Annotated in this window: 18 protein-coding genes; 5 read left to right on the plus strand and 13 right to left on the minus strand. The window is 39.4% G+C overall.

All coding sequences use genetic code 11. The annotated features are described in order from the left end of the window. Positions 1–41: 41 nt before the first annotated feature. From ilvB to HZA38_06345, 4 genes are all read right to left on the minus strand, one after another. A complete protein-coding gene (gene ilvB, locus HZA38_06330; GenBank protein ID MBI5415097.1) occupies positions 42–1,730 on the minus strand; it encodes a biosynthetic-type acetolactate synthase large subunit in 1,689 nt (562 codons plus the stop codon). Positions 1,731–1,861: 131 nt separating this feature from the next. Next, positions 1,862–2,764, minus strand: coding sequence for a hypothetical protein (locus HZA38_06335; protein MBI5415098.1), 903 nt, complete (start codon positions 2,762–2,764; stop codon positions 1,862–1,864). A 57-nt stretch (positions 2,765–2,821) separates the two neighbouring features. Continuing rightward, positions 2,822–3,574 carry an ABC transporter permease gene (locus HZA38_06340; GenBank protein ID MBI5415099.1) on the minus strand — a complete coding sequence of 251 codons (753 nt, stop codon included), beginning with the start codon at positions 3,572–3,574 and terminating at the stop codon, positions 2,822–2,824. After that, positions 3,571–4,299, minus strand: coding sequence for an ABC transporter ATP-binding protein (locus HZA38_06345; GenBank protein ID MBI5415100.1), 729 nt, complete (start codon positions 4,297–4,299; stop codon positions 3,571–3,573). The genes HZA38_06340 and HZA38_06345 overlap by 4 nt, the downstream gene beginning before the upstream one ends. Positions 4,300–4,775: 476 nt before the next feature. Here HZA38_06345 and HZA38_06350 point away from each other — a divergent pair, with 476 nt between their 5' ends. After that, entirely contained in the window at positions 4,776–5,375 is a 600-nt protein-coding gene (locus HZA38_06350) for a hypothetical protein (protein ID MBI5415101.1), read from the plus strand. Between the two features lie 160 nt (positions 5,376–5,535). Here HZA38_06350 and purF read toward each other — a convergent pair whose 3' ends face one another. After that, a complete protein-coding gene (gene purF, locus HZA38_06355) occupies positions 5,536–7,047 on the minus strand; it encodes an amidophosphoribosyltransferase (GenBank protein MBI5415102.1) in 1,512 nt (503 codons plus the stop codon). A gap of 148 nt (positions 7,048–7,195) precedes the next feature. Beyond that, on the minus strand, positions 7,196–8,686 hold the full coding sequence (locus HZA38_06360; protein MBI5415103.1) for a tryptophanase: 1,491 nt from the start codon (positions 8,684–8,686) through the stop codon (positions 7,196–7,198). Between the two features lie 109 nt (positions 8,687–8,795). Here HZA38_06360 and tsaD point away from each other — a divergent pair, with 109 nt between their 5' ends. After that, entirely contained in the window at positions 8,796–9,833 is a 1,038-nt protein-coding gene (gene tsaD, locus HZA38_06365) for a tRNA (adenosine(37)-N6)-threonylcarbamoyltransferase complex transferase subunit TsaD (GenBank protein ID MBI5415104.1), read from the plus strand. Positions 9,834–9,855: 22 nt separating this feature from the next. Here tsaD and HZA38_06370 read toward each other — a convergent pair whose 3' ends face one another. Further along, positions 9,856–11,187 carry a hypothetical protein gene (locus tag HZA38_06370; GenBank protein MBI5415105.1) on the minus strand — a complete coding sequence of 444 codons (1,332 nt, stop codon included), beginning with the start codon at positions 11,185–11,187 and terminating at the stop codon, positions 9,856–9,858. 133 nt (positions 11,188–11,320) lie between these two features. Here HZA38_06370 and rpiB point away from each other — a divergent pair, with 133 nt between their 5' ends. From rpiB to rpe, 3 genes are all read left to right on the plus strand, one after another. Continuing rightward, positions 11,321–11,761, plus strand: coding sequence for a ribose 5-phosphate isomerase B (gene rpiB / locus HZA38_06375; protein MBI5415106.1), 441 nt, complete (start codon positions 11,321–11,323; stop codon positions 11,759–11,761). Between the two features lie 89 nt (positions 11,762–11,850). Further along, positions 11,851–12,132 carry a hypothetical protein gene (locus tag HZA38_06380; protein MBI5415107.1) on the plus strand — a complete coding sequence of 94 codons (282 nt, stop codon included), beginning with the start codon at positions 11,851–11,853 and terminating at the stop codon, positions 12,130–12,132. Positions 12,133–12,300: 168 nt separating this feature from the next. Next, the gene (gene rpe / locus HZA38_06385) at positions 12,301–12,936 is read left to right on the plus strand and encodes a ribulose-phosphate 3-epimerase (protein ID MBI5415108.1); all 636 of its coding nucleotides are present in this window, start codon (positions 12,301–12,303) and stop codon (positions 12,934–12,936) included. A gap of 22 nt (positions 12,937–12,958) precedes the next feature. Here rpe and HZA38_06390 read toward each other — a convergent pair whose 3' ends face one another. The 6 genes from HZA38_06390 to HZA38_06415 all read right to left on the minus strand — a co-directional run. Next, positions 12,959–14,101, minus strand: coding sequence for an A/G-specific adenine glycosylase (locus HZA38_06390; protein MBI5415109.1), 1,143 nt, complete (start codon positions 14,099–14,101; stop codon positions 12,959–12,961). Positions 14,102–14,344: 243 nt separating this feature from the next. Further along, the gene (locus HZA38_06395) at positions 14,345–16,165 is read right to left on the minus strand and encodes an ABC transporter ATP-binding protein (GenBank protein ID MBI5415110.1); all 1,821 of its coding nucleotides are present in this window, start codon (positions 16,163–16,165) and stop codon (positions 14,345–14,347) included. Then, entirely contained in the window at positions 16,162–17,457 is a 1,296-nt protein-coding gene (locus HZA38_06400; protein ID MBI5415111.1) for a DUF1704 domain-containing protein, read from the minus strand. Before HZA38_06400 ends, HZA38_06395 begins: the two co-directional genes overlap by 4 nt. A gap of 145 nt (positions 17,458–17,602) precedes the next feature. Then, positions 17,603–17,815, minus strand: a complete 213-nt coding sequence (locus HZA38_06405) for a hypothetical protein (protein ID MBI5415112.1) — start codon at positions 17,813–17,815, stop codon at positions 17,603–17,605. A 735-nt stretch (positions 17,816–18,550) separates the two neighbouring features. After that, positions 18,551–20,296 (minus strand): dihydroxy-acid dehydratase, encoded by a 1,746-nt coding sequence (gene ilvD / locus HZA38_06410; protein ID MBI5415113.1) that lies wholly within the window; start codon positions 20,294–20,296, stop codon positions 18,551–18,553. Between the two features lie 95 nt (positions 20,297–20,391). Next, on the minus strand, positions 20,392–20,500 hold a 109-nt coding region (locus tag HZA38_06415; GenBank protein ID MBI5415114.1), incomplete at its 5' end, for an IS30 family transposase.

Below are 20,500 nucleotides of genomic sequence, written 5' to 3' on the forward strand. Positions count from 1 at the left end.
AAGTTGTCGACTTTGTTAAACGTATCCTCATTCGTAATTGATTATTGAATTCTCGTCTCTCCGAGCGAATCTCCCGCTGCGACCATGGGGAACACATTTTCTTCCTGCGAAACATTACATTCGATCAGTACTGGACCTTTGATTTTTCGGGCTTTCTTAATCGCTTCACGCGTTTCTTTTTGATTATTTGCACGAAATCCCGGAATTTCATTTGCTTCTGCGAGCTTCACGAAATCTGGGGTTTTCATGTCGACGAATGAATAGGTTTTATCATGGAAAAGTTCCTGCCACTGACGCACCATTCCGAGGTAATGATTGTTGATAATCATCATTTTCAGTGGAATTTTATCTTGAATGAGTGTGATAAGTTCCTGTGAATTCATCTGAAATCCGCCATCGCCAGAAACACTCCAGACTTCCTCGTCTGGCATCGCGAGTTGAATCCCCATCGCTGTTGGAAGAGAAAATCCCATGGCGCCAAGACCTCCAGAATAAAAATGGGAATTTTCTTTTTTTACGGGAAATACTTGTGCTGCCCACATTTGGTGCTGACCAACGTCAGGAACAAAAAGGACGTTTCCCTTCGTTTCTTCTGCGAGAATGCTCAGGGCATCGCACGCTCTCAGCGTATTCAAACATTTTCGGTCTTCACACGCATGGACTTTTTCAATTGCGAATTTATCTTTCCACGTATCAATAACCTTCCACCACGATTCGCATTTTTTCTGTTTGAGGAGTGGATTCAGTTTTTTCAAAGTTTCGGAAATATCTCCGATGAGAGGGACCGTCACTCGAACATTTTTTTCAATTTCAGAAGGATCAATTTCAAAGTGAATTACCTTTGCATCAGGAGCAAAATCTTTGAGTCTTCCGGTAATACGATCATCAAAACGAGATCCTAATGAAATCACGAGATCGGAATTATGAACTGCATAATTTGCATACACATTTCCGTGCATTCCGAGAAGCCCGAGATTTTTTGAATGTGCGCTCGGAAGTGCGCTGAGTCCATGAAGTGTACAGACTGCGGGAATATCAGATTTTTCCAAAAAAGATTTAAGTTCCTGAAAAGCGCGAGAAATTACTACTCCATGCCCAACAATTGCCACTGGTTTTTTCGATGCCTGAATGAGATCACGAGCTTTTTCTAAATCTGAAGAAGAAACGCTGTGAATTTTTGGAAATCCCGGAAGAGAAACTTTTTTCGGATATTCATATTTCGCTGTTTTTAAAAACGCATCTTTCGTGATGTCGATATGCACTGGACCAGGACGTCCATTTTGCGCGATATAAAAAGCTTCCTTGATCACTCTTGCCAAATCTTTGGGATCGGAAACAAAATAGCTGTGCTTTACCACAGGAAGAAAAATTCCAATGGAATCAGTTTCCTGAAATGCATCACTCCCGAGAAGATGCGAGTGCACTTGCCCAGTAACGGCAATCATCGGAATAGAATCGAGCATTGCATCCGCAACTCCGGTAACGAGATTTGTCGCGCCGGGACCAGAAGTTGCAAAACATACTCCCGGTTTTCCGGTTGCGCGACCAACTCCATTTGCCGCAAATGCGGCTGCTTGTTCATGACGAACAAGAATATGTCGAAGTTTTGGATACTTTACGAGTCGATCGTAGAGCGGAATCACCGAGCCTCCTGGATATCCGAAGACGAGACGAACTCCTTCTTGTATTATGCTCTGCAGTAATATATCAGCACCGCTTATTTCCGTCATGTTTTCAACAAAAATGTATGAGTATTTTCTTGGTTTTTTGCTGAAGATTCAAGTCAATTACGAATTACAAATTACGAATTACGAATAAAAAAACTAAATACTGACAACTTGATCGTAATTCGTAATTGACTTTACCATTTCTCCGGTCGCACTTCCTTTTTTTCCGCATCCCAAAGAAATGGATTCGTCACAAATACGTTTTTGGTGAGTTCTTCCAGAATTATCCCCCGATCTGACACGAGATCTTTGTGGATAACCTGATTTTCTAAAATGTCGATAAGCTTTGTGATCTCTTCATCCTTGGGAATTTTTTTACCGATGAGTTCCGAAACTTTTGACTCAAGAGGAATATACACTGTAATTTTTTGAAGAAGAAAAAGCTTTCCCACTTCTTCTATCTTATCGAGCAAATAGTTCTTTTCTTCATCTAATTCGGCATTTTGATATTGTTCAATAATGTTCCAAAAAGCAATTTCCACTTTTCCTTTTCGCGCTTCGAGTGTTGGGATAAGTGTTTTTGCTCCGCGAAGGCATCCAGATTTTGTGAGACATCGCTCATATGCGGCAATCGCTTTGTCGTAATCTTCGAGATAATAAAAAGAGAGAAATCCAAGATCAAAAGAAATTTGCCAGTCATTCGGAACATTTTTTTCACCCTTCAATAAAATTTCTTCAGCTTCAGGATATTTTTGTACTGAAGGAAGCATCAGTCCGGCAAAGTGATACACATATGCAAATTTCGGATCGAGATCAGTAATGGTTTGAGAAAATCCTTCGAGCGCGGGGAATTCCCTGAGCCGCGCATTTCCTCCCACATACTGAAGTGTTCTCAGCCAAAATAAATCCGCTAAAAAATTATCAAAACCCAGCGCAAAATATTTCAGTTCCTTTCCGCTATTAAACGCGGTAATGGGAGCTTTATCAGAAAAAAAACGATTTTCATGAAATGGGAAAAGACTCATTTGTCCTTCCCAGATTCCCAGAAAAGAAATTCCTATGAAAACGACGAGAACAAGCGTTCGAAATATTTTCATGAGAGAAAAATGATCAGCATATTTTTTCGCAAGGAAATCAAGAAAAATCTCGATTTCTCACACAAATTGTTTTCGAGAAAATATGAGGATAGCGAAGATAAGGAAGAGGAGGATAAAAAGAACAGCAGTGAGGACAATGTAAAAAATATCAAGAGACGTATAGGGAATATCGTACAAAATATAATTTTTTAAATTCAAACTGCTAAAATTCGGCATGATGACATAGATGACATTGGAAAATTTTTGAAACACTTCTCCTCCAAAATGCGCTGAAAGAATTTTCAGAGATGCTGTGGTATTTCCGACTACAAAGAGAAGTATTCCCGCTACGGAAGAAAGGAGTGGAGACATGAACGATGAAAGAAATAATACGAGTGCAAGGAGAAGCAAAAAAGAGAGATAGAGGAGTGCGACTGTGAGAAGTATTGCGAAAGAAAACGGAACAAGGAAAAAATACACTCCCGTCATCAGCATGGTCGTCAAAAAAAGTACGGCGCCAAGTCCAAAAAATTTCCCCAGAATAATGGAACTTCTCGGAATTGGTTTTGGAATAAGGAGGAAAATAGTTTTTTTATCAATTTCATTGAAAATCAGCCTGCTTCCGACAAATATGGTGAGAAAAATTCCAAAAAGGTGAATCATCGAAATGCCAAAATTTGCCACGAGTCTTTGCTCTTGCCCTACCGCGAGTTTTCCAGCAAGTGGTGCTGCGAGAAGAAAGAGAAATCCAAAAACAAAAATAACAGAGAGAATTCGGTCTCGAATTGCTTCTCGGAATGCGTTTTTTGCCAGAGAAAAAAGGACATTCATGTGCGTTTTTGAGTAATAATGGAAACAAAAACTTCTTCGAGCGGAATGGTGTAATTTTTGGTAATTACTTTCACGGTATCGTCCAGAATAATTTTTCCACGATCAATAATTGCCGCATGATCGCAGAGATCTTCGACATCAGAAAGAATGTGAGAATTAAAAAATACGGTTTTTCCATTTTTCTTGAGATTCAAAATAATGTCTTTTACTTCTTTTCGCCCAAGAGGATCAAGTCCTGCCATCGGTTCATCGAGAACTACAAGCTCAGGATTGTTAATAAGCGCTTGCGCAAGACCAAGACGCTGTTGCATTCCTTTGGAATATGTTCGAATCTTTGTATTCCATGCTTCTTTTTTGAGATGAACACTCAGAAGTGATTCGCCGATTTTTTTCTGAATTTTTACTCGCGGAATTCCAAAAATATTCGCACACATTTCAAGAAATTCCACTGCTGTAAGATACTGATAAAAATACGGATTTTCTGGGAGGAATCCAATTTTTGTTTTCACCCGAAAATCTTCAGGAGTGGAATCAAGAATCGAAATTTTTCCAGAAGTTGGACGCATGAGTCCCATCATCATTTTTACAGTTGTCGTTTTTCCAGCTCCATTTGGTCCCAAAAATCCAAAAACTTCTCCCTTTTTCACATTCAGCGAAATTTTCTCAACTGATGGAGTTTTTGTTCCTGGATATATTTTGGTAAGATGAGAAATGGAAATCATCACGTTTCGATAAGGAAAACTCTGCTGAGATTGTATCCAAAAGTAGATTTTTTGCAATGAGGAAAAAGGCGATCGGGCAGTAATTTTCTGGTAACGATTCCATTGTGTTTTATAAGGAGAAATGGAGATGCTTGTTGACTTCCTCTCGTAATCGTCATCCCGACTGCAGACGCGAAACATTAGGAAGAATTCATGAAACACTGAGGGTGTCTTTTTGGAGGGATCTCACTTGACCATAAATATACACTGAATAAGGTGTACAGAGATTGGTGACAAGAGATTCCTCCCGTTCGTAAAGTTCACCCATCACACATCTTCCTGAAGCTGAATTACTGCGGTCGGAATGACGAAAAGCGTAGTGGGAACTTACTTCTATCGAATTCTCATCCAATGATTTTGAAAGAGAATCGAGAAAATTTTGCTTTCCTGCGCTATTTCTGGTAAAATAATATGAAATGCAAGAACCTTTTTCCAAGAATATGTCGGAATCTCCATCGAATACCACTGCTCAAAATCTCCCAGATGATATTGAAAAAAATAAAGATATCGCAGCATTTTCCTACATCCTTATTTTCGCTCCTATTCTCCTCATAAGTCGCAGAGATAGCGACTTTATAAAGCATCATGCACTTCAGGCACTCTATCTCGGATTTTTCTTTGTGATTTTCGCCATGCTTCCCTGGGGTCTCAATTATTTGAATATTCTCATTGTAGCCGGTGCACTTATGGGATTTTTGGAAGCACAGGCGGGACGATATTATAAAATACCAGTTGTTTCTGATCTTATTGTTCGAAAAATTACTCTCGAATCGACTTTTCAGAAACTGAAAAATTTCGTTTTTAAAATAGGGAATATTCTGAGAAGAATTTTTACGGAAGGACCTGGATTTGCCGTGAGAGAAACTGCTGAAGCTATTGAAAAGGCTCGCGGAATTGACGCCCTGAGGGTACACAGCGAAGTTGAAGAAGTGCGAAAAGTTCTCGAAAAAACAAATGAAAAACTCAAGGTTCTGGAAACAGACCTGATTGCTCTCAAGAGTAACACAAGCTCCAAGCAGGAATTAGGAATTAGGAAGTAGGAATTAGGAAGTAGGAATTAGGAAGTAGGAATAAGGAAGCAGGAATAAGGAAGTAGGAATACGGCTTTATAGAGATGACACTTTTCGAATGTCATTTCTTGAGTGTTGCACCTCTTCCTTATCCATTATTCCTAATTCCTGCTTCCTAATTCCTACTTCCTTACAGAAGTGACACAGGATTTTCCATGTCCCTTTGCTCACGTTCAGTGCGAGTAGCATCATTTCTCACCTGCTCAATATGAATTAGGTACTCTTCTTTCACATTTTTCGTGCAATATACTCCATCAAAACAAGAAGTTTCAAATCCATCGAGTTTTGGATTTCCCTCATGACAGGCGGCGATAAAGTCTTCGAGATCCTGATAAAAAAGTCCATCAGCACCAATAAATTTCCCAATTTCATCTTCGGTAAGTCCATGGGCAATAAGTTCGTTTCGTGACGGCATATCAATGCCGTATACGTTCGGATATTTCACCTCTGGAGCAGTGGAAGCAAAATACACTTTTTTAGCTCCTGCATTTCTCGCCATCTCAATAATTTTCTTAGATGTATTTCCACGAACAATTGAGTCATCAACGAGAAGGACATTCTTATCTTTGAATTCTAGAGAAATAGCATTGAGTTTTTGTCGAATAGATTTTTGCCGAATTTCTTGTCCTGGCATGATGAAAGTTCTGCCAATGTACCGATTCTTTACAAAACCTTCGCGATATTTCACGTTCAGCTTATGAGCAATTTCGATAGCCGCAGTACGACCAGAATCTGGAATGGGAATTACCACATCAATATCGTGATTTTTTAACTTTTTCAGAATTTTTTTTGCGAGTTTTTCTCCCATTCTGAGGCGTGCTTTATATACGGAAATTTTATCAAGAATCGAATCTGGTCTCGCGAGATAGACGAGTTCAAAAATACACGGACGATATTCCGTGTGATCCGCGCATATTTTATATTCGTATTCATTTGAATTAAACGGGAAATAAATGCATTCTCCCGGAAGCACATCACGAATTATCTCGAATCCAAGGCTGTCCAGAGCAACCGATTCAGAGGCAACCATGTATTCTGTCCCGAACGGTGTTTTTCGTTTTCCGAAAATAAGCGGCCGAATAGCGTATGGATCACGAAAAGCAATCATGCCGTGATCTGCAATAAGAGCGACAGCCGCATAAGCGCCACTACATCTCTTATTGAGTCGGGTGACTGCGGCAAAAATATCATCTCCGCTCAGTTTGATTTTATTGCACTGCTGAAGCTCATGCGCGAGAATATTGAGGAGAATTTCTGAATCAGACGTGGTGTTCAAATGCCGACGATCTTTTTGAAAAATTTCTTCCGCAAGTTCATCTGCATTTACGAGATTTCCATTATGACCAAGTGAAATTCCAAACGGAGCATTTACATAAAAAGGCTGGGCCTCAAGTGGAGAAGCACAGCCTGCAGTTGGATAACGCACATGTCCTATTCCGACATTTCCAACGAGATCCTTCATATTTTTTGTGCGGATCACATCTCTCACAAGACCATTTCCTTTGTGCATGAAAAAATTCCGCCCCTGAATTGTGGTAATTCCTGCGGCATCTTGTCCCCTGTGTTGGAGAACAGTAAGAGCATCGAAAATATCCTGATTCGCCGGATATTGCCGATTAATAATACCAACAAGACCGCACATTGTTTCGGGAAAAAGGTACCTTTATTGTGAGGGAAAGGCAGGAAAAGCGCAATGTCAATATCAATTACGAATTACGAATTACGAATTACGAATTACGAATGCTGTCCTACTACCTGATTTTCATATTTTTGAAATATTCAAACTTTTCTCATGCGCGAAACCGAAATCGGGCTTTAAAATGTCGAAGTGAAAGCTCTTTGCCGTAAATCACATCCACGGGGGGAATTTTATCGCGATTTTCAAAAAGTTTTTGTATCGCTTGAGCAGCAGCAGTGAGATCTTGTTCCTCATATCGTAAACGTGGTACAGCGAGCCGCACAAAGTTTACTTCGGGAAATGTTTCTTTCTGTGACACCGAATCATAGGATCCAAATGCAAAATTGCCGAGTTCACATGCTCGATGTCCGTACCCGGCAAGAAGAAGTGCTGTAAAAGAAATTCCTCCAAAATCTCCCGGAGTCATTTTTGTACCAGCAAAAAACCGATTCATGTCAATATATACGGCATGTCCACCGAATGGCTGTAAAACTGGAACCCCAGCGTCCGCGAGGGTTTTTCCAAAATTTTGAACCTGCCTGATGCGAGCAGTAAGATACTCTTCTTCGGTCACTTGTTTGAGTCCATACACGAGCGTCATAATATCCCTTCCCGAAAGACCTCCATACGTTGGATGTCCCTCTTTCATGATCTGGTAATTCATGAGATCATCGAGCATTTTGGGATATTTCTTATGAAAAAGTCCACCATGCTTTATAAAAAGTCCGCCTCCCATATTTACAAGCCCGTCTTTTTTGAAACTCATCGTAAATCCATCTCCATGGGAAAAAATCTCTTTCACAATCGCTGGTATTCTTTTTTCTTGATACTCGCTTTCGTGCTGCTGAATGAACCACGCATTTTCTGCAAACCGGCACGCATCCAAAAAAAGAGGAATATCATAAGAGTGAAGTAACTCTGCAACTTCGCGAATATTTTGAAGAGAAACCGGCTGCCCACCTCCGGTGTTATTTGTAATGGTGAGAAAAACAAGAGGAATTCTGTTTGCAGAGGTTTCTAGCAGGCTTTGGAGCCTTCCTATATGCATATTCCCCTTAAAGTAGGATGAAGATGATTCATCCTTGAATTCTTCACAAAACAAGTTTTGTGGTTCAATTTTATTTGCTGTGATATTCGCTTCAGTTGTATCAAAATGCCCATTGCTCGGGATAATGAGGTTATCTCCGAGCTTTCCAATATGGGAAAAAAATGCATCTTCTGCAGCTCGTCCTTGATGGAACAAAAATGCATTTGGAGATTCTTCTGTCTCTATGTGCCAAAAATCTTCACCAAATGTTTCTCGGATTTGGTCTCTGAGCAAAAAATATCCAGCATTTGATCCGTACGCTTCGTCGCCTTTATGAAGAGCTGCCCATTGTTCTGAAGTCATTGTGGTCACTCCAGAATCGGAGAGGAGATCACACCCGGTTACCATTTCTGATGGGAAATAAAAAATATTGAGACCTACTTCTTCAAGTACTTTTGTTCTCATTTCTGGAGAGCAGATTTTTTTAAACTGTACGGAATGATTTATGTATGCTCGAGGGAGTGTTTCGAGGGTTTTTTCATGTGGAAAATTTTTGAGAAGAAGCGAGAGATTCATGTGGGGAAAAAAATTTGGTCTCATTGTGTCTGAAATGTGGAGTGAGGACAAATAATTTTGGAACACTTTTCTATTTCCAGTACAATATCGTCGCTTATTTACGAAGATAATGAAAATTCTTGGCATTGAAACATCGTGCGATGAAACGGCAGCATCAGTCGTAAAAGATGGGTATGGAGTCTTGTCAAACGTTATTGGATCATCAGAGAAGCTCCATGAAGAGACGAAAGGGATTGTGCCGGAAATTGCGGCACGCGATAGCGCTTTAAAAATCGCACCCATTCTCCAAAAAGCTGTTCTCGATGCGCGTGTTTCGTGGGAAGAAATTGATGCCATTGCCGTTACAAATGGTCCAGGACTCCTCGGATCGCTCCTCGTCGGAATTGAGGCTGCGAAAACACTCGCACTGCTTTATAAAAAACCACTTATTCCCGTATTTCATATTGCTGGGCATCTTTTTTCAAATATTCTTGAACGAAAGGAATTGCCGCATTTTCCGGTAATTTCACTCACTGTTTCTGGAGGTCACAATGATCTTTACGTGTGGGAAAGGCTTTCTGAAATTCAAAAACTCGGATCAACGATTGATGATGCCGCGGGAGAGGCATTTGATAAAGGAGCTCGAATGCTCGGGCTTCCTTATCCAGGAGGACCTCATCTTTCTCGAATTGCTGAAGGCGGCGACGCTCAAAAAATTCATTTTCCACGACCAATGAAACAGAGTGGAGATTTCAATTTTTCATTTTCAGGTCTCAAAACAGCGCTGTTTTATGAAATTCGTAATCGAGGAGGGCTTCATGAAATTTCTGATTCAGAAAAAGCCGATCTCGCTGCGTCATATCAAGAAGCAATCGTTGAGATACTTCTCCAAAAACTATTTTCAGCGGCGGATGCATATTCAGCAAAGGAAGTTCATCTCGCTGGCGGAGTTTCGGCAAATAAGAGGCTTCGCGAACGATTTCTCGAAGAAGCACAGAAACGAAATCTTCTCACGCGGATTCCAGAAAAAATGTCATATTCTACCGACAATGCCGCCATGATTGCAGCGGCGGGATATGTGATGTGGGAAAATGCATCGAAAGAAACGCGAAAAACATTTACAATTCAGAATTTAGAAGTGAATTTGTCACATGAATTTCGAATGTAAAAAGTGCAAAATTTGATTTTTTTCAATTGCCTTTTGTCTCATGAGGTTTGTTTTGTTCCACAAGCTTCTTCATGTTATCGATATAATCGAGCAAATATTTTTCGCATGCTTGTAAAATTAATCCAATATATTTTTGGCGAAACTTTTCATCATGAGATGGTATCCATTTTTGAATAAGGTAATCACTGAGAGCGCTACTACTCGAGAGATCTGATGGTTGATCCTGAAATATAAGAGGGCGCTTCTTTATTGATCTAGAGAATACTCCGAAAAAAAAATTGCGAGAATATTCATATTGAGCAATATTAGTTTTCGATAATTTCTCAGAAATTTCATGGGAAATAACATTTTGATTTTTAGTGGCGAGCGCCGCCTTGAGAGAAGTCAAATCCGAATATGCTTCACTAAGTTGAAGTATGGTTAATCTTGTCCGTGGATCTCGAATGTATTCATAATCCTCTGGAGGAAATATGACATCAAAAATAATATTTCCAGTTTCATTTGCGAAAACGAGTTCTCTTTGTGATTCATAGGGGATATTTGTTTTTTCAGCCGAAAATTGAATTCCTTCTTGAAATAAAAATATCTTCATATCATGCCTATTTATTGTTCCACAAAGTGGGAATGGACCTTCTTGTCCTTCGATTTCGGAAAAAAGAGGACTAGGAATTAACATTTTTCCGAGAGTTACAACTTTTACTGGAATTAGAGCTTTCAGATCATAAGGATTTTTGAGAGTTGTCTCTTCTATTTTTTCTATAGGATGAAAAAGCCATATTTGCACTTGATATCCTTCTAATTCTATATGACCGTATCCGTCAAAGTATATTCCTTGACGCTCAAAACTTTTTTGCAGTTTTCTATTGAGATTGATGAGGGAAAGATTTTCTCCAAGAAGAGTATTCATTTTTGTCACAGGGGATGATGTGATGAGCTCTGTCGCCCTTTTATCATCATCTGTTATTTTTTCTGCTGTTTGAAGAACATTTTTAAATTCTTCCGAAGTTCCAATTTGATACACTTGTTCCAATTTTTTGATTTCTTCCTCCGTAATTTCAATATTGGCCCCGGTTTTTTTCAGTGATTGAAATACTTCTAAAAAAGCGCCGAGAGTGAATAGATTCATCTGCATTTCAAATGTTTTCATTCCTCGAACTTTTTCCTGATTCGAATAAAATTTCTCAACGACATTTCCTACAATCTCTATAGATTTCGTTTTTTTTTCTTCTCTTTCTCTGCCTTCCTGAATTTTATTCTTCAGATTTACAAGCATCGACTTGCTCCAGTCATATATTTCCAAAGCTTTTTCCTGTACCGAAGATGTGAGGGATTTTTCTCCTTCTGGTTTTTGCATAAGTTTTCCTATTTTACTTGGGGCAGATCATACAGAGCATTATTTCAGAATTCAAATCCCCCAATTCTTTAGACCTTTTTTGATTGCGCTTTTTCCATTGATCCTTACAATATTTGTAGATTTTTGAGATTTTATGAAAATCGCCATTGCCTCAGATCACGCCGGATTTAAATATAAAGAAGAAATCAAGAAATTTCTTGGAAAAAAAGGGCATGAAGTGAAAGATTTTGGAACGAATTCGGAAGAATCGTGCGATTATCCAGACTTTATTTTCCCAGCTGCGCAGTCAATTTCAAAAGGAGATTCAGAGCGAGCCATTGTTCTCGGAGGATCTGGAAATGGCGAAGCAATCGTCGCGAATAAGGCGAAAGGAGTTCGCTGTACGCTTTGCTGGAGCGAAGAATCTGCCAAGCTTGCCCGCCTCCACAACGATTCAAATTGCCTTTCACTGGGGCAGCGGATGATGAGTTTGGAAACAGCGCTGAAAATAGTCGAAATCTGGCTTAGAACTGAATTTGAAGGAGGAAGACACGCGGTGCGAATTCAGAAAATAGCAGACTTGGAAAAGAGGTGAGGTGCATTTGGGAAATTTTGAATTTTAAATTCTAAATTTTAAATTTTTTTTAATCTAAAATCTAAAATTCAAAATCTAAAATTATCTATATGGATTCTACAACTCTCATTGGAACCACTGGCGCGACAATTGTCCTCATTGCTTTTATCCTCAGCCAGTTTCGAATATGGAATAATGAATATTTCATTTATGATTTTTGTAATTTTCTCGGGAGTGCGCTTTTAGTTTGCTATGCTCTCCTCCTTTCGAGCCTTCCATTTCTCATTTTGAATGCTGTTTGGGCGATTGTCTCTCTCAAAGACGTGTATACTGATCTCGTGAGGAATTCGAAGAGAAAAGAGTGCGGATTTTATGAGAAGTGGATGAAGTAAGAAATTTTTAATTTTTAATTTTTAATTTTAAATTTTGAAATTTCTAAATAAATCTTAATGTTTAATTTCTAATTTTTAAAATCAGAAAAATGACTGCGAAGGTTTTTGTTTAAAAATTACGATTTAGAAATTATTTTGAAATTTGAAATTCGAAATTTAAAATTAACTATGCCAAATCTCCAAATATTTCCCTCCCTCCTTTCCGCTGATTTTGGAAAACTCCAAAGTGAAATTGATCGTTTTGAACCCTATGTCGAAGGATTTCACTTTGACGTCATGGATGGTCATTTTGTTCCAAATCTTACGATGGGAGCACCGGTTCTTAAAAGTTTACACACAAAAACTCTTTTCGATGTGCATCTCATGGTGGAACATCCAGAAGAATATGTTGAAGATTTTCAAAAAGCTGGGGCAAAAATGATCTCTTTTCATGTCGAAGCAGCAAAAGAAAATTCTTCGAATGCACTGATTCAGCAAATTCAAAATCTTGGCATGAAGGCAGGAATAGTTCTCAAGCCAAAAACGCCATGCTCAGAAGTTGAAAGTTTTTTAGATGCCATTGATTTTGTCATGATCATGAGTGTCGAACCCGGATATAGCGGACAAAAATTTATGCCAGAAGTTCTTCCCAAAATTCGAGAAATTCGAGAAAAATATCCAGAAATGGATATTGAAGTTGATGGAGGAATCAACGATGAAACAGTTCGTGAGGTTGTTGAAGCTGGAGCGAATATGATCGTATCAGCATCGTATTTGTTCGGGGCAAAAAATGGAGAAGAAGCAGTGAGGAGTTTACGGTTGTAGGCGCGACCGCTCGGTCGCGCTTTCATGTCATCCTCATTTTCTGTAACCTCTCAATCGCCTTTGCATTCCCCGAAGGGAATGTGTATTTTTTGAAATCGCTCGGAGAAATCCACTGTATTTTCTCATGTTCAATGCATTTTGGAATTCCTTTTAAAATCTGACATCTAAAAAATCGAAGCCGCCAAAAAAATTCTTTTTCTTCCCACACCGTTTCAAAAAAATAGGGTCGAACAGAAATTTCAATTCCAAGCTCTTCCTCAATTTCTCGTTTGAGGCAATGTCTCCAATCTTCTCCTCGTTCTCGTTTTCCTCCCGGGAATTCCCATCTTCCGCCTTTCCGTTTTTGACGTTTCGCGATGAGGTATTTTCCATTCTGATGAATACAGGCTACGGCGACTTCCATGGGAATTTTTGCGGAAAGAATCTTTTTCCGTGGAAGTGAAAGAAGTTTTTTTGTAAAATCTCCCCTTTTTCCACTCTGAAAAAAATGACAATAATTTTGCAGCGGACAGATTTCACATTCCGGAGTTCGACTTTTACAAATCATTGCGCCGAGATCCATAAATGCGTGATTCAAATGGGAAGGCGACGATCCGTATTGTCGCTGAAAGCGCGACCGCACGGTCGCGCCTACCGGGACATCGGCGCGAATAAGATTCGCGCTTTCATGGAGAAAAAGCGCATTTGCTCTCGGGATCACTCCTTTTTCCGTACACCCATACACGCGCTGGAACACTCTTCGTAAATTCGTATCGATCGCTGGGACAGCTTTTCCAAATGCGAAGCTCAGAATTGCAGCAGAAGTATATTCGGCAACACCTGGGAGGTTTATGAGAAGTAACTTTGATTTGGGAAATTTCCCGTGATGTCTCTCCACAAGCATTTTTGCAGACCTCAGCATATTTTTTCCACGAGAGTAAAATCCGAGCCCCTGCCAATACGGCAGAAATTCTTCCCAATTCGCATTTGCAAGATTGTAAATGTTTGGAAAACGTTTCAGGAATCGTTCGTAATAGTCGAGAACTCGAGAGACTTGTGTTTGTTGAAGCATAATTTCTGATACCCAAATTTTGTATGGATCAGAAGTTTTTCGCCATGGAAGATCACGCTTGTTTTTTTTATACCAAGTGAGCAAATCTTTTCGAAGATTTAAAAATTCGGACATAATCTCACAAAAAAGCGCATGTACTATGCCAAAAATCTCTCAGGACGTCCAAAAGAAACGCTCAGGAAACGTGAAGAGAAAAGGATTTTTTAGAGGAGAAGAGAACTTTTTTTTATTTTCGCCCAGATTTTCGTTTTTTAGCGAGAAGATGACGTCCTTTTCGTTTTATCGGAGCGCGCGATATTCTTTTCTTCTTAAATACTATTGGTGCCATAAAAAAATGGAAAAAGGATAGAAATAAATTTATTTTTTTGATGAGAAAAAATGTTTTTCAATTGCAGGAATATTCGTTATTTCCGTATTTCGGTGCTCTTCAGTTCTTTTTTCGGTCATTTTTTGCGTTAATATTTCATAAAATCTCCCTTTTTTTCTCATAAGTGCATCAAAAGTGCCCTCCTCTACAATTTTCTTCTCAAAGAGAACGATAATACGATCGGCTTTCTTGAGCGTTTCGAGATGGTGAGAGATAATAATGGTAGTTTTGTCTTTCGTAAAATCCTCAAGAGATTTGAGCACCAGGTGTTCTGATTCTGGATCAAGAGCAGAAGTCGCTTCATCAAAAATAAGGAGCGGCGGATTTTTGAGAATCGCTCTCGCAAGGGCTATTCGTTGAAGTTGGCCGCCAGAAAGGTTTGCATAATTTTGTGAAATAACTTCGTGATATTTTTTCGGAAGTCGCATAATAAAATCATGGGCGTACGCTTTTTGGGCCGCTTCAAATGCATTTTCGGGAGACGCATCCTTCGCTCCAAAAAGGATATTATCCATCACCGTTCCCTTCATAATAAAATGTCCCTGCTGAACTTCTCCGATTTGTCCTCTGAGTGATGCGATATCAATGTTGCTAATGTCCATATCATCGACAAATATTTTCCCCTTGATCGGGTCATAAAACCTCATGAGAAGTTTTGTGATCGTCGATTTCCCCATTCCGCTCGGTCCGATAAGAGCAATTTTTTCGCCCGCTCGTATGTGAAGACTAAAATTTTCGAGCACATTTTCTTTTGATTCGCTGTACGAGAAGGTAATATTTTCAAATCGGATATCTCCTTTTTTAATGGGAAATTGAACACCCTCCTCAGTTCGAAATGCCTCCTCTCTTTCATCAAGAATATCAAAAATTCTTCGGAGAGAAACTTTGCTTTTTTGCATCTCGAGATAGGTATTTGAAAGACTATCAATTGCTATAAAAAGCATTGCGGAGATGCTATTAAACGCCACCAAAGTTCCGATACTGAGTTGTTTGTGAATCACGAGATATCCTCCATACCCAAATACAATAAAAACGGTAACGCTCTTAATTGCGCTCACCAAGCTTTGAGAAAAAATGTACACATTGAGAAATTTGAGTACCGATGTAATATATTTTTGCAAAATCTGCCCGATTTTTGTTTTTTCAAAAGTTTCGAGAACAAAGGATTTGACGAGATAGAGATTTTCAAGCGCGTCTTGATAATTCTCGATGCTTTTGTCATAATTTTTCATGAGAGCTTCATACCGAGTATCAATTGTTTTCTTGAATTTTTCCGTGGTAAGAATGTAGAAGGGGAGCAGGAGAATGCAGAGAAGTGCCATATTCACGTGCATAGAGAGGAGAATTGCGCTCACCACCAGGAGTTTCAAAATATCGAGTACAATTCCAATAAGAGATTCATACATCACACTGTAGAGCTGATCGACATCGTTGGTAAGCTTGGAAACAAATTGTCCTGTTTGATGTTCGTGGAGATATTTCACGGGGAGATGCTCGATCTTTTCAAAGAGCCTTAGCCTTACATCACGAGAAATATTTTCCTCAGTCATAGCACTGACTTTGCGCTGGAGAAAGAAAACTACCGAAGGGAGTTCGCTCACGAGAAAGAAGGTAAACACGACATACATGAGCTGCTCATATTTTTCTCCCAAAATAACGGTGTCGATGAGATATTCCATAAGAAGTGGCGTTGTCAGATCAAGTCCGAGAGTGATAACGGAAAATACGCCAATAATACATCCCTGTTTCCAATATGGCTTCAGGAAAGAGAAAAAACGCCAAAGAACTTTTTTTGAATGAGAAGATTTCATGAATGGCGTCTTTTTTTATGTTGAAATACGTGAGCGGTGTGATGTCCTCTATGTTTTTTTACATATGTCATCTTTCTCGGAATTCCGAGAAAGTCGATAAGATTTTCGTAATATTGAGGCTCGGTTGCGGGGAGAATTGTTGCGGGAATATTGAGAAGTCTCAAAATATCAACTTCTGGAAATCCAATAAGACCTTGATAAAGCCAACAAATATCTTCACCGCTCGCGAGATATTCCGACACGAGATTGTATCCGAACTCGTACACATAATCTCTGGTAAATGAATACCCCTTCGTATTTCCGGGAGAATGAATTCCCATGAAAAATCTGCTCGCTGAGTAAAAAGCGTCTTCTTTTTCAAATTGTAGCATTCGAAGTACTTCAAAAATTTTTACAAAATCATCGCCTTTAGCAATTCGGCTAAGAACGAGATTGGAAATATTCATGTCGAAATCTTCCGCAACATGAAAAAATTTTTTCATCATGGAAACTTCGCGATACATTGCAATTCCTTCATCGAGAGTGAGAAATCCCTTTGTTCCTTCTTCGAGAATTTGGTACGGCGAAAAGACAGCATTTGCTCTTTTGAGCGCATGACCTTCAATCTCATGGAAAAATAAGGAAAGTGCTTCAAATGGGTCGAGCAAGGTGTTTTTTGGGATTTGAAAGTAAATCGCCTCTCCGCCCATGCTGACATTTGGAATGATATTGTCATCGCCGATTTCAATATTCACGGTAATTCCAAATTTTTTGGTGTAATACTGCATCGCTTTTTTCAGAAAAGCAGTAAATTTTTCTGCATCAAGTGGTTCGAGTTTATCATTCGCGTAGGGAAGATCGTCAAAAGCTTTCTTTTTCGAAGTGATTTTTTGCCGAATATCCGAAAATAGTCGCGCTTCGAGGAGGGTATCTACTATTGTCGGTCTGCCGTAAATTTTTGAACTGTACCGGTAAAACTCAGCGTCGTCTTTTTTGAGAAACGCGAGGAGCATATGATATGAATCGAAAATATCATCAATTGCTCGCATGTAGAGGAGAAGAAGAGCCTTATCCATTTTGGATCTCAAAATCTGCTCTCGAATGTTCTGAACTTCGGTTATCCATCTTTGCACTTCAGTTTTTGAAAATGGACACTCAAATTTAAAATACGGCGCCTTTTTTGGGTTTTTCAAAAACTGATCACAGGCTTTTTCGAGATTTGTAGGAGCAAAATATCCAATAATATCGAAATTGTGTTTTTCGATCATTTTTGCAAAGCGAAGATCGCGTTTTTTGATATGGCGGAGTTTCATGCAAAAAGTAATGAATTTTTCCAGACATTATATCATATTTACGCGCTTAAGAACAGTGCGAAACACATTTCAAAGGAAAATACACACGCCGAAACAGGCGTCCAATAAAAATTAGACGCCCGCTTCTTTTTTTGAGGAAACGACATTAAACTGCGAACGTCGCAGGTCCTCTATGCTTAATTTTCGCCACTCTAGCCGTAGCACGTCGTGCAACTCCTCGAGCGGAAGCATGGCCTCTTTTCGCAACAGCGCGACCTGCACGAGATGTTTTTGCTGCTCTCCGAACAGAACGAGCGGCAACTTTACCTCGACGAGAAAGAACTCTGGCTTTTTTGCCAGCATAACTTTTCCTTTTCATAATGAAAGGATAAAAGAATAAAAAACGATGGTGTATATTTGTTTTTCCATCGAACTTATAATAACACAATTTCACCAAAAGATCAAACGTATTTTGAAAAATTTTTCTTAAACAAAAAAACTCGAACTACTACAACATTTTGTGAACAACTCACAAAACAATCATAACAACTTCGAGTTTCTTTTTCTTATCGAAAAAATACACTTCGTGATTTTTTCGTAGGTTCCTGAAAAAAAGAAAAACTATTTTTTCTTTTTTGACACTTTCTTCCTCCTTTTTGCTACTTTCTTTACTTTCTTCTTCGTTTTTTTCTTTGCCGCCATATTGTGGGGGGATAAAAATAAAAAAAATTGATCCTTAAAATTGAATCAACTTGTGTGTGATTGTATTCAACATTTTTTTTCAAAGCAACAAAAAGAGATGGACAGGATGCGCTTCGTGCAGAAGAATATTTTTTTATTTCAAAATTTATTTCAAAAATATTTTTTTAGAATTCTTGGGATGCAAGTAAGAATCTAGTGAAAATCATTTTCTGTTTTTCAGAAGAAGAAAAAATATTTTATTAGAAAAAATTTTTCATCAATAAGAAAAAATAATAAATATTTTATTATTTTATTTTTTTACAATCAAAAAAATAAAATTTAATGTATTCTTGTGTTAATACATAAAAACAATCTCGAGGAATACTTTCGGGAATATTTTTTTAAGTTACATATATCGACATGATTTTTTTGATCACGTATTATCCATCACTGCTCCTGTATCTGCACTCTGGACATGCTCCGCATATCTTCCGAGCCATCCTTTTTTCACCTTTTTTTCAAACGCCGGAAGTTTTTTCAGTCGGAGAGCGATGTCCTTCTCCGAAACTTTCAAATTCATCGTTCGTGCCGCTACATCAATTTCAATAATGTCTCCATCTTGAATTGCCGAAATTGGTCCTCTTGCTGCGGCTTCTGGAGAAATATGTCCAATGCAGAGTCCACGCGTTCCCCCGGAAAATCTTCCATCAGTAATGAGTGCAGCGCGAATCCCTCTTCCTTTGAGTGCAGACGTTGGAGAAAGCATTTCCTGCATCCCCGGACCGCCTCGGGGTCCTTCATACCTGATCACCACGACATCTCCATCGGAAACTTTGCCATCCAGAATTGCTCGAAGTGCCTCCTCCTCAGAATCATAACACACGGCTTTTCCACTGTACTCCATCATGTCAGGCTCCACGCCGGCAGTTTTTACGACTGCTCCATTCGGCGCAATATTGCCATGAAGAATTGCGAGGCCTCCTTTTTCAGAAAACACATTTTTCCCGGTGCGAATGATATCTTCGTCGGCATCTGGCGCAGATTCCACAATCTCCCGCAGCGAGCCTGCACAGGTTTTGAGATCTAAATTGAGTGGTGCTCTCCCATCTTTCAATATTGCTTTGAGAATTGCCGGAATTCCTCCGACTCGATGTACATCTTCTACATGCACATCTGGTCTGGAAGGCGAAACTTTGCAAACATTCGGTGTTATGTTTGAAAGCTCATCAATTCGTTTTAAATCATATTTGATTCCAGTTTCGTGAGCGAGCGCGAGCGTATGGAGCACGGTATTTGTCGAGCCGCCCATTGCAAGATCGAGAATAAAGGCATTGTCAATTGCGGCTTCGGTCACGATATCGCACGGACGAATGTTATTTTTCAAAACATATTCCACCGTATCGGTAGCTTTTTTGATCAGTTCAATGCGTTCTGGATTTACTTCCCACGTCATTTTTTCTCTATCAGTCCAACGCGCCGCGGGAATACTTCCATTCCCAGGAAGAGCGAGTCCGATGGCTTCGGCAAGACAATTCATAGAATTTGCGGTAAACATGCCGCTGCAACTTCCACATGTGCGACAAGCCTCTGATGCGAGTTTTGTAAGGTCATCTTCGTTCATTTTATGAGCGGCATTTTTTCCCACGCCCTCAAACACCGTGATGAGATCGGATTTATTTTTTCCTGCGAGCATGGGACCTCCGCTTACATATACAGAAGGAACGTTCAGCCTCACCATTGCATTTAACATTCCTGGGACAATTTTGTCGCAATTCCCAATGCCAATCCATGCATCGCACGGATGCGCTCCCACAATGGTTTCAATCTGATCAGTAATAAGTTCACGTGAAGGAAGAGAATACTTCATGCCAAAATGTCCCATGGCAATTCCATCATCAACCGCGCCTCCAATATTGCAGTACCACACGTTGTATCCTTTTTGTTTCAGTTCCTGTACGATAATTTCTCCAAGTACATTCAAATGCGCATGTCCGGGAATATGTGTTGTATACGAATTCACCACTGTTATAAATTGTTTTTTTCGATCAGAAATTTTCTGGAGTACTCCAGCCGCCATCATAAGCGATGCTGCCGGAAGCGTATGAATTCCTTCCCCGACAATTCTGCTTCCGCGCTTTTGAATATCTGCAAAGCCTTTGTTGATAGGATCATGGGACATGCGATGTCTTCGAAAGTAATACAGAAAGTGATGATATTCTACGGAGCTCCCATGAAAAGTAAATAAGGAAAATTCAAGGATTATAAGCACCACCCCTAGAGGAGATCAGAAATGACTTCATTTGGAGTACGATATCGAAGTGATTTTCTTGGTCTGTCGTTGAGTTTTTCTTGTACTGCATAGATTTTTTCTTCTGATACTTTG

The sequence above is a fragment of the Candidatus Peregrinibacteria bacterium genome, from assembly GCA_016220175.1.
Taxonomy (GTDB): Bacteria; Patescibacteriota; Gracilibacteria; order CAIRYL01; family CAIRYL01; genus JACRHZ01.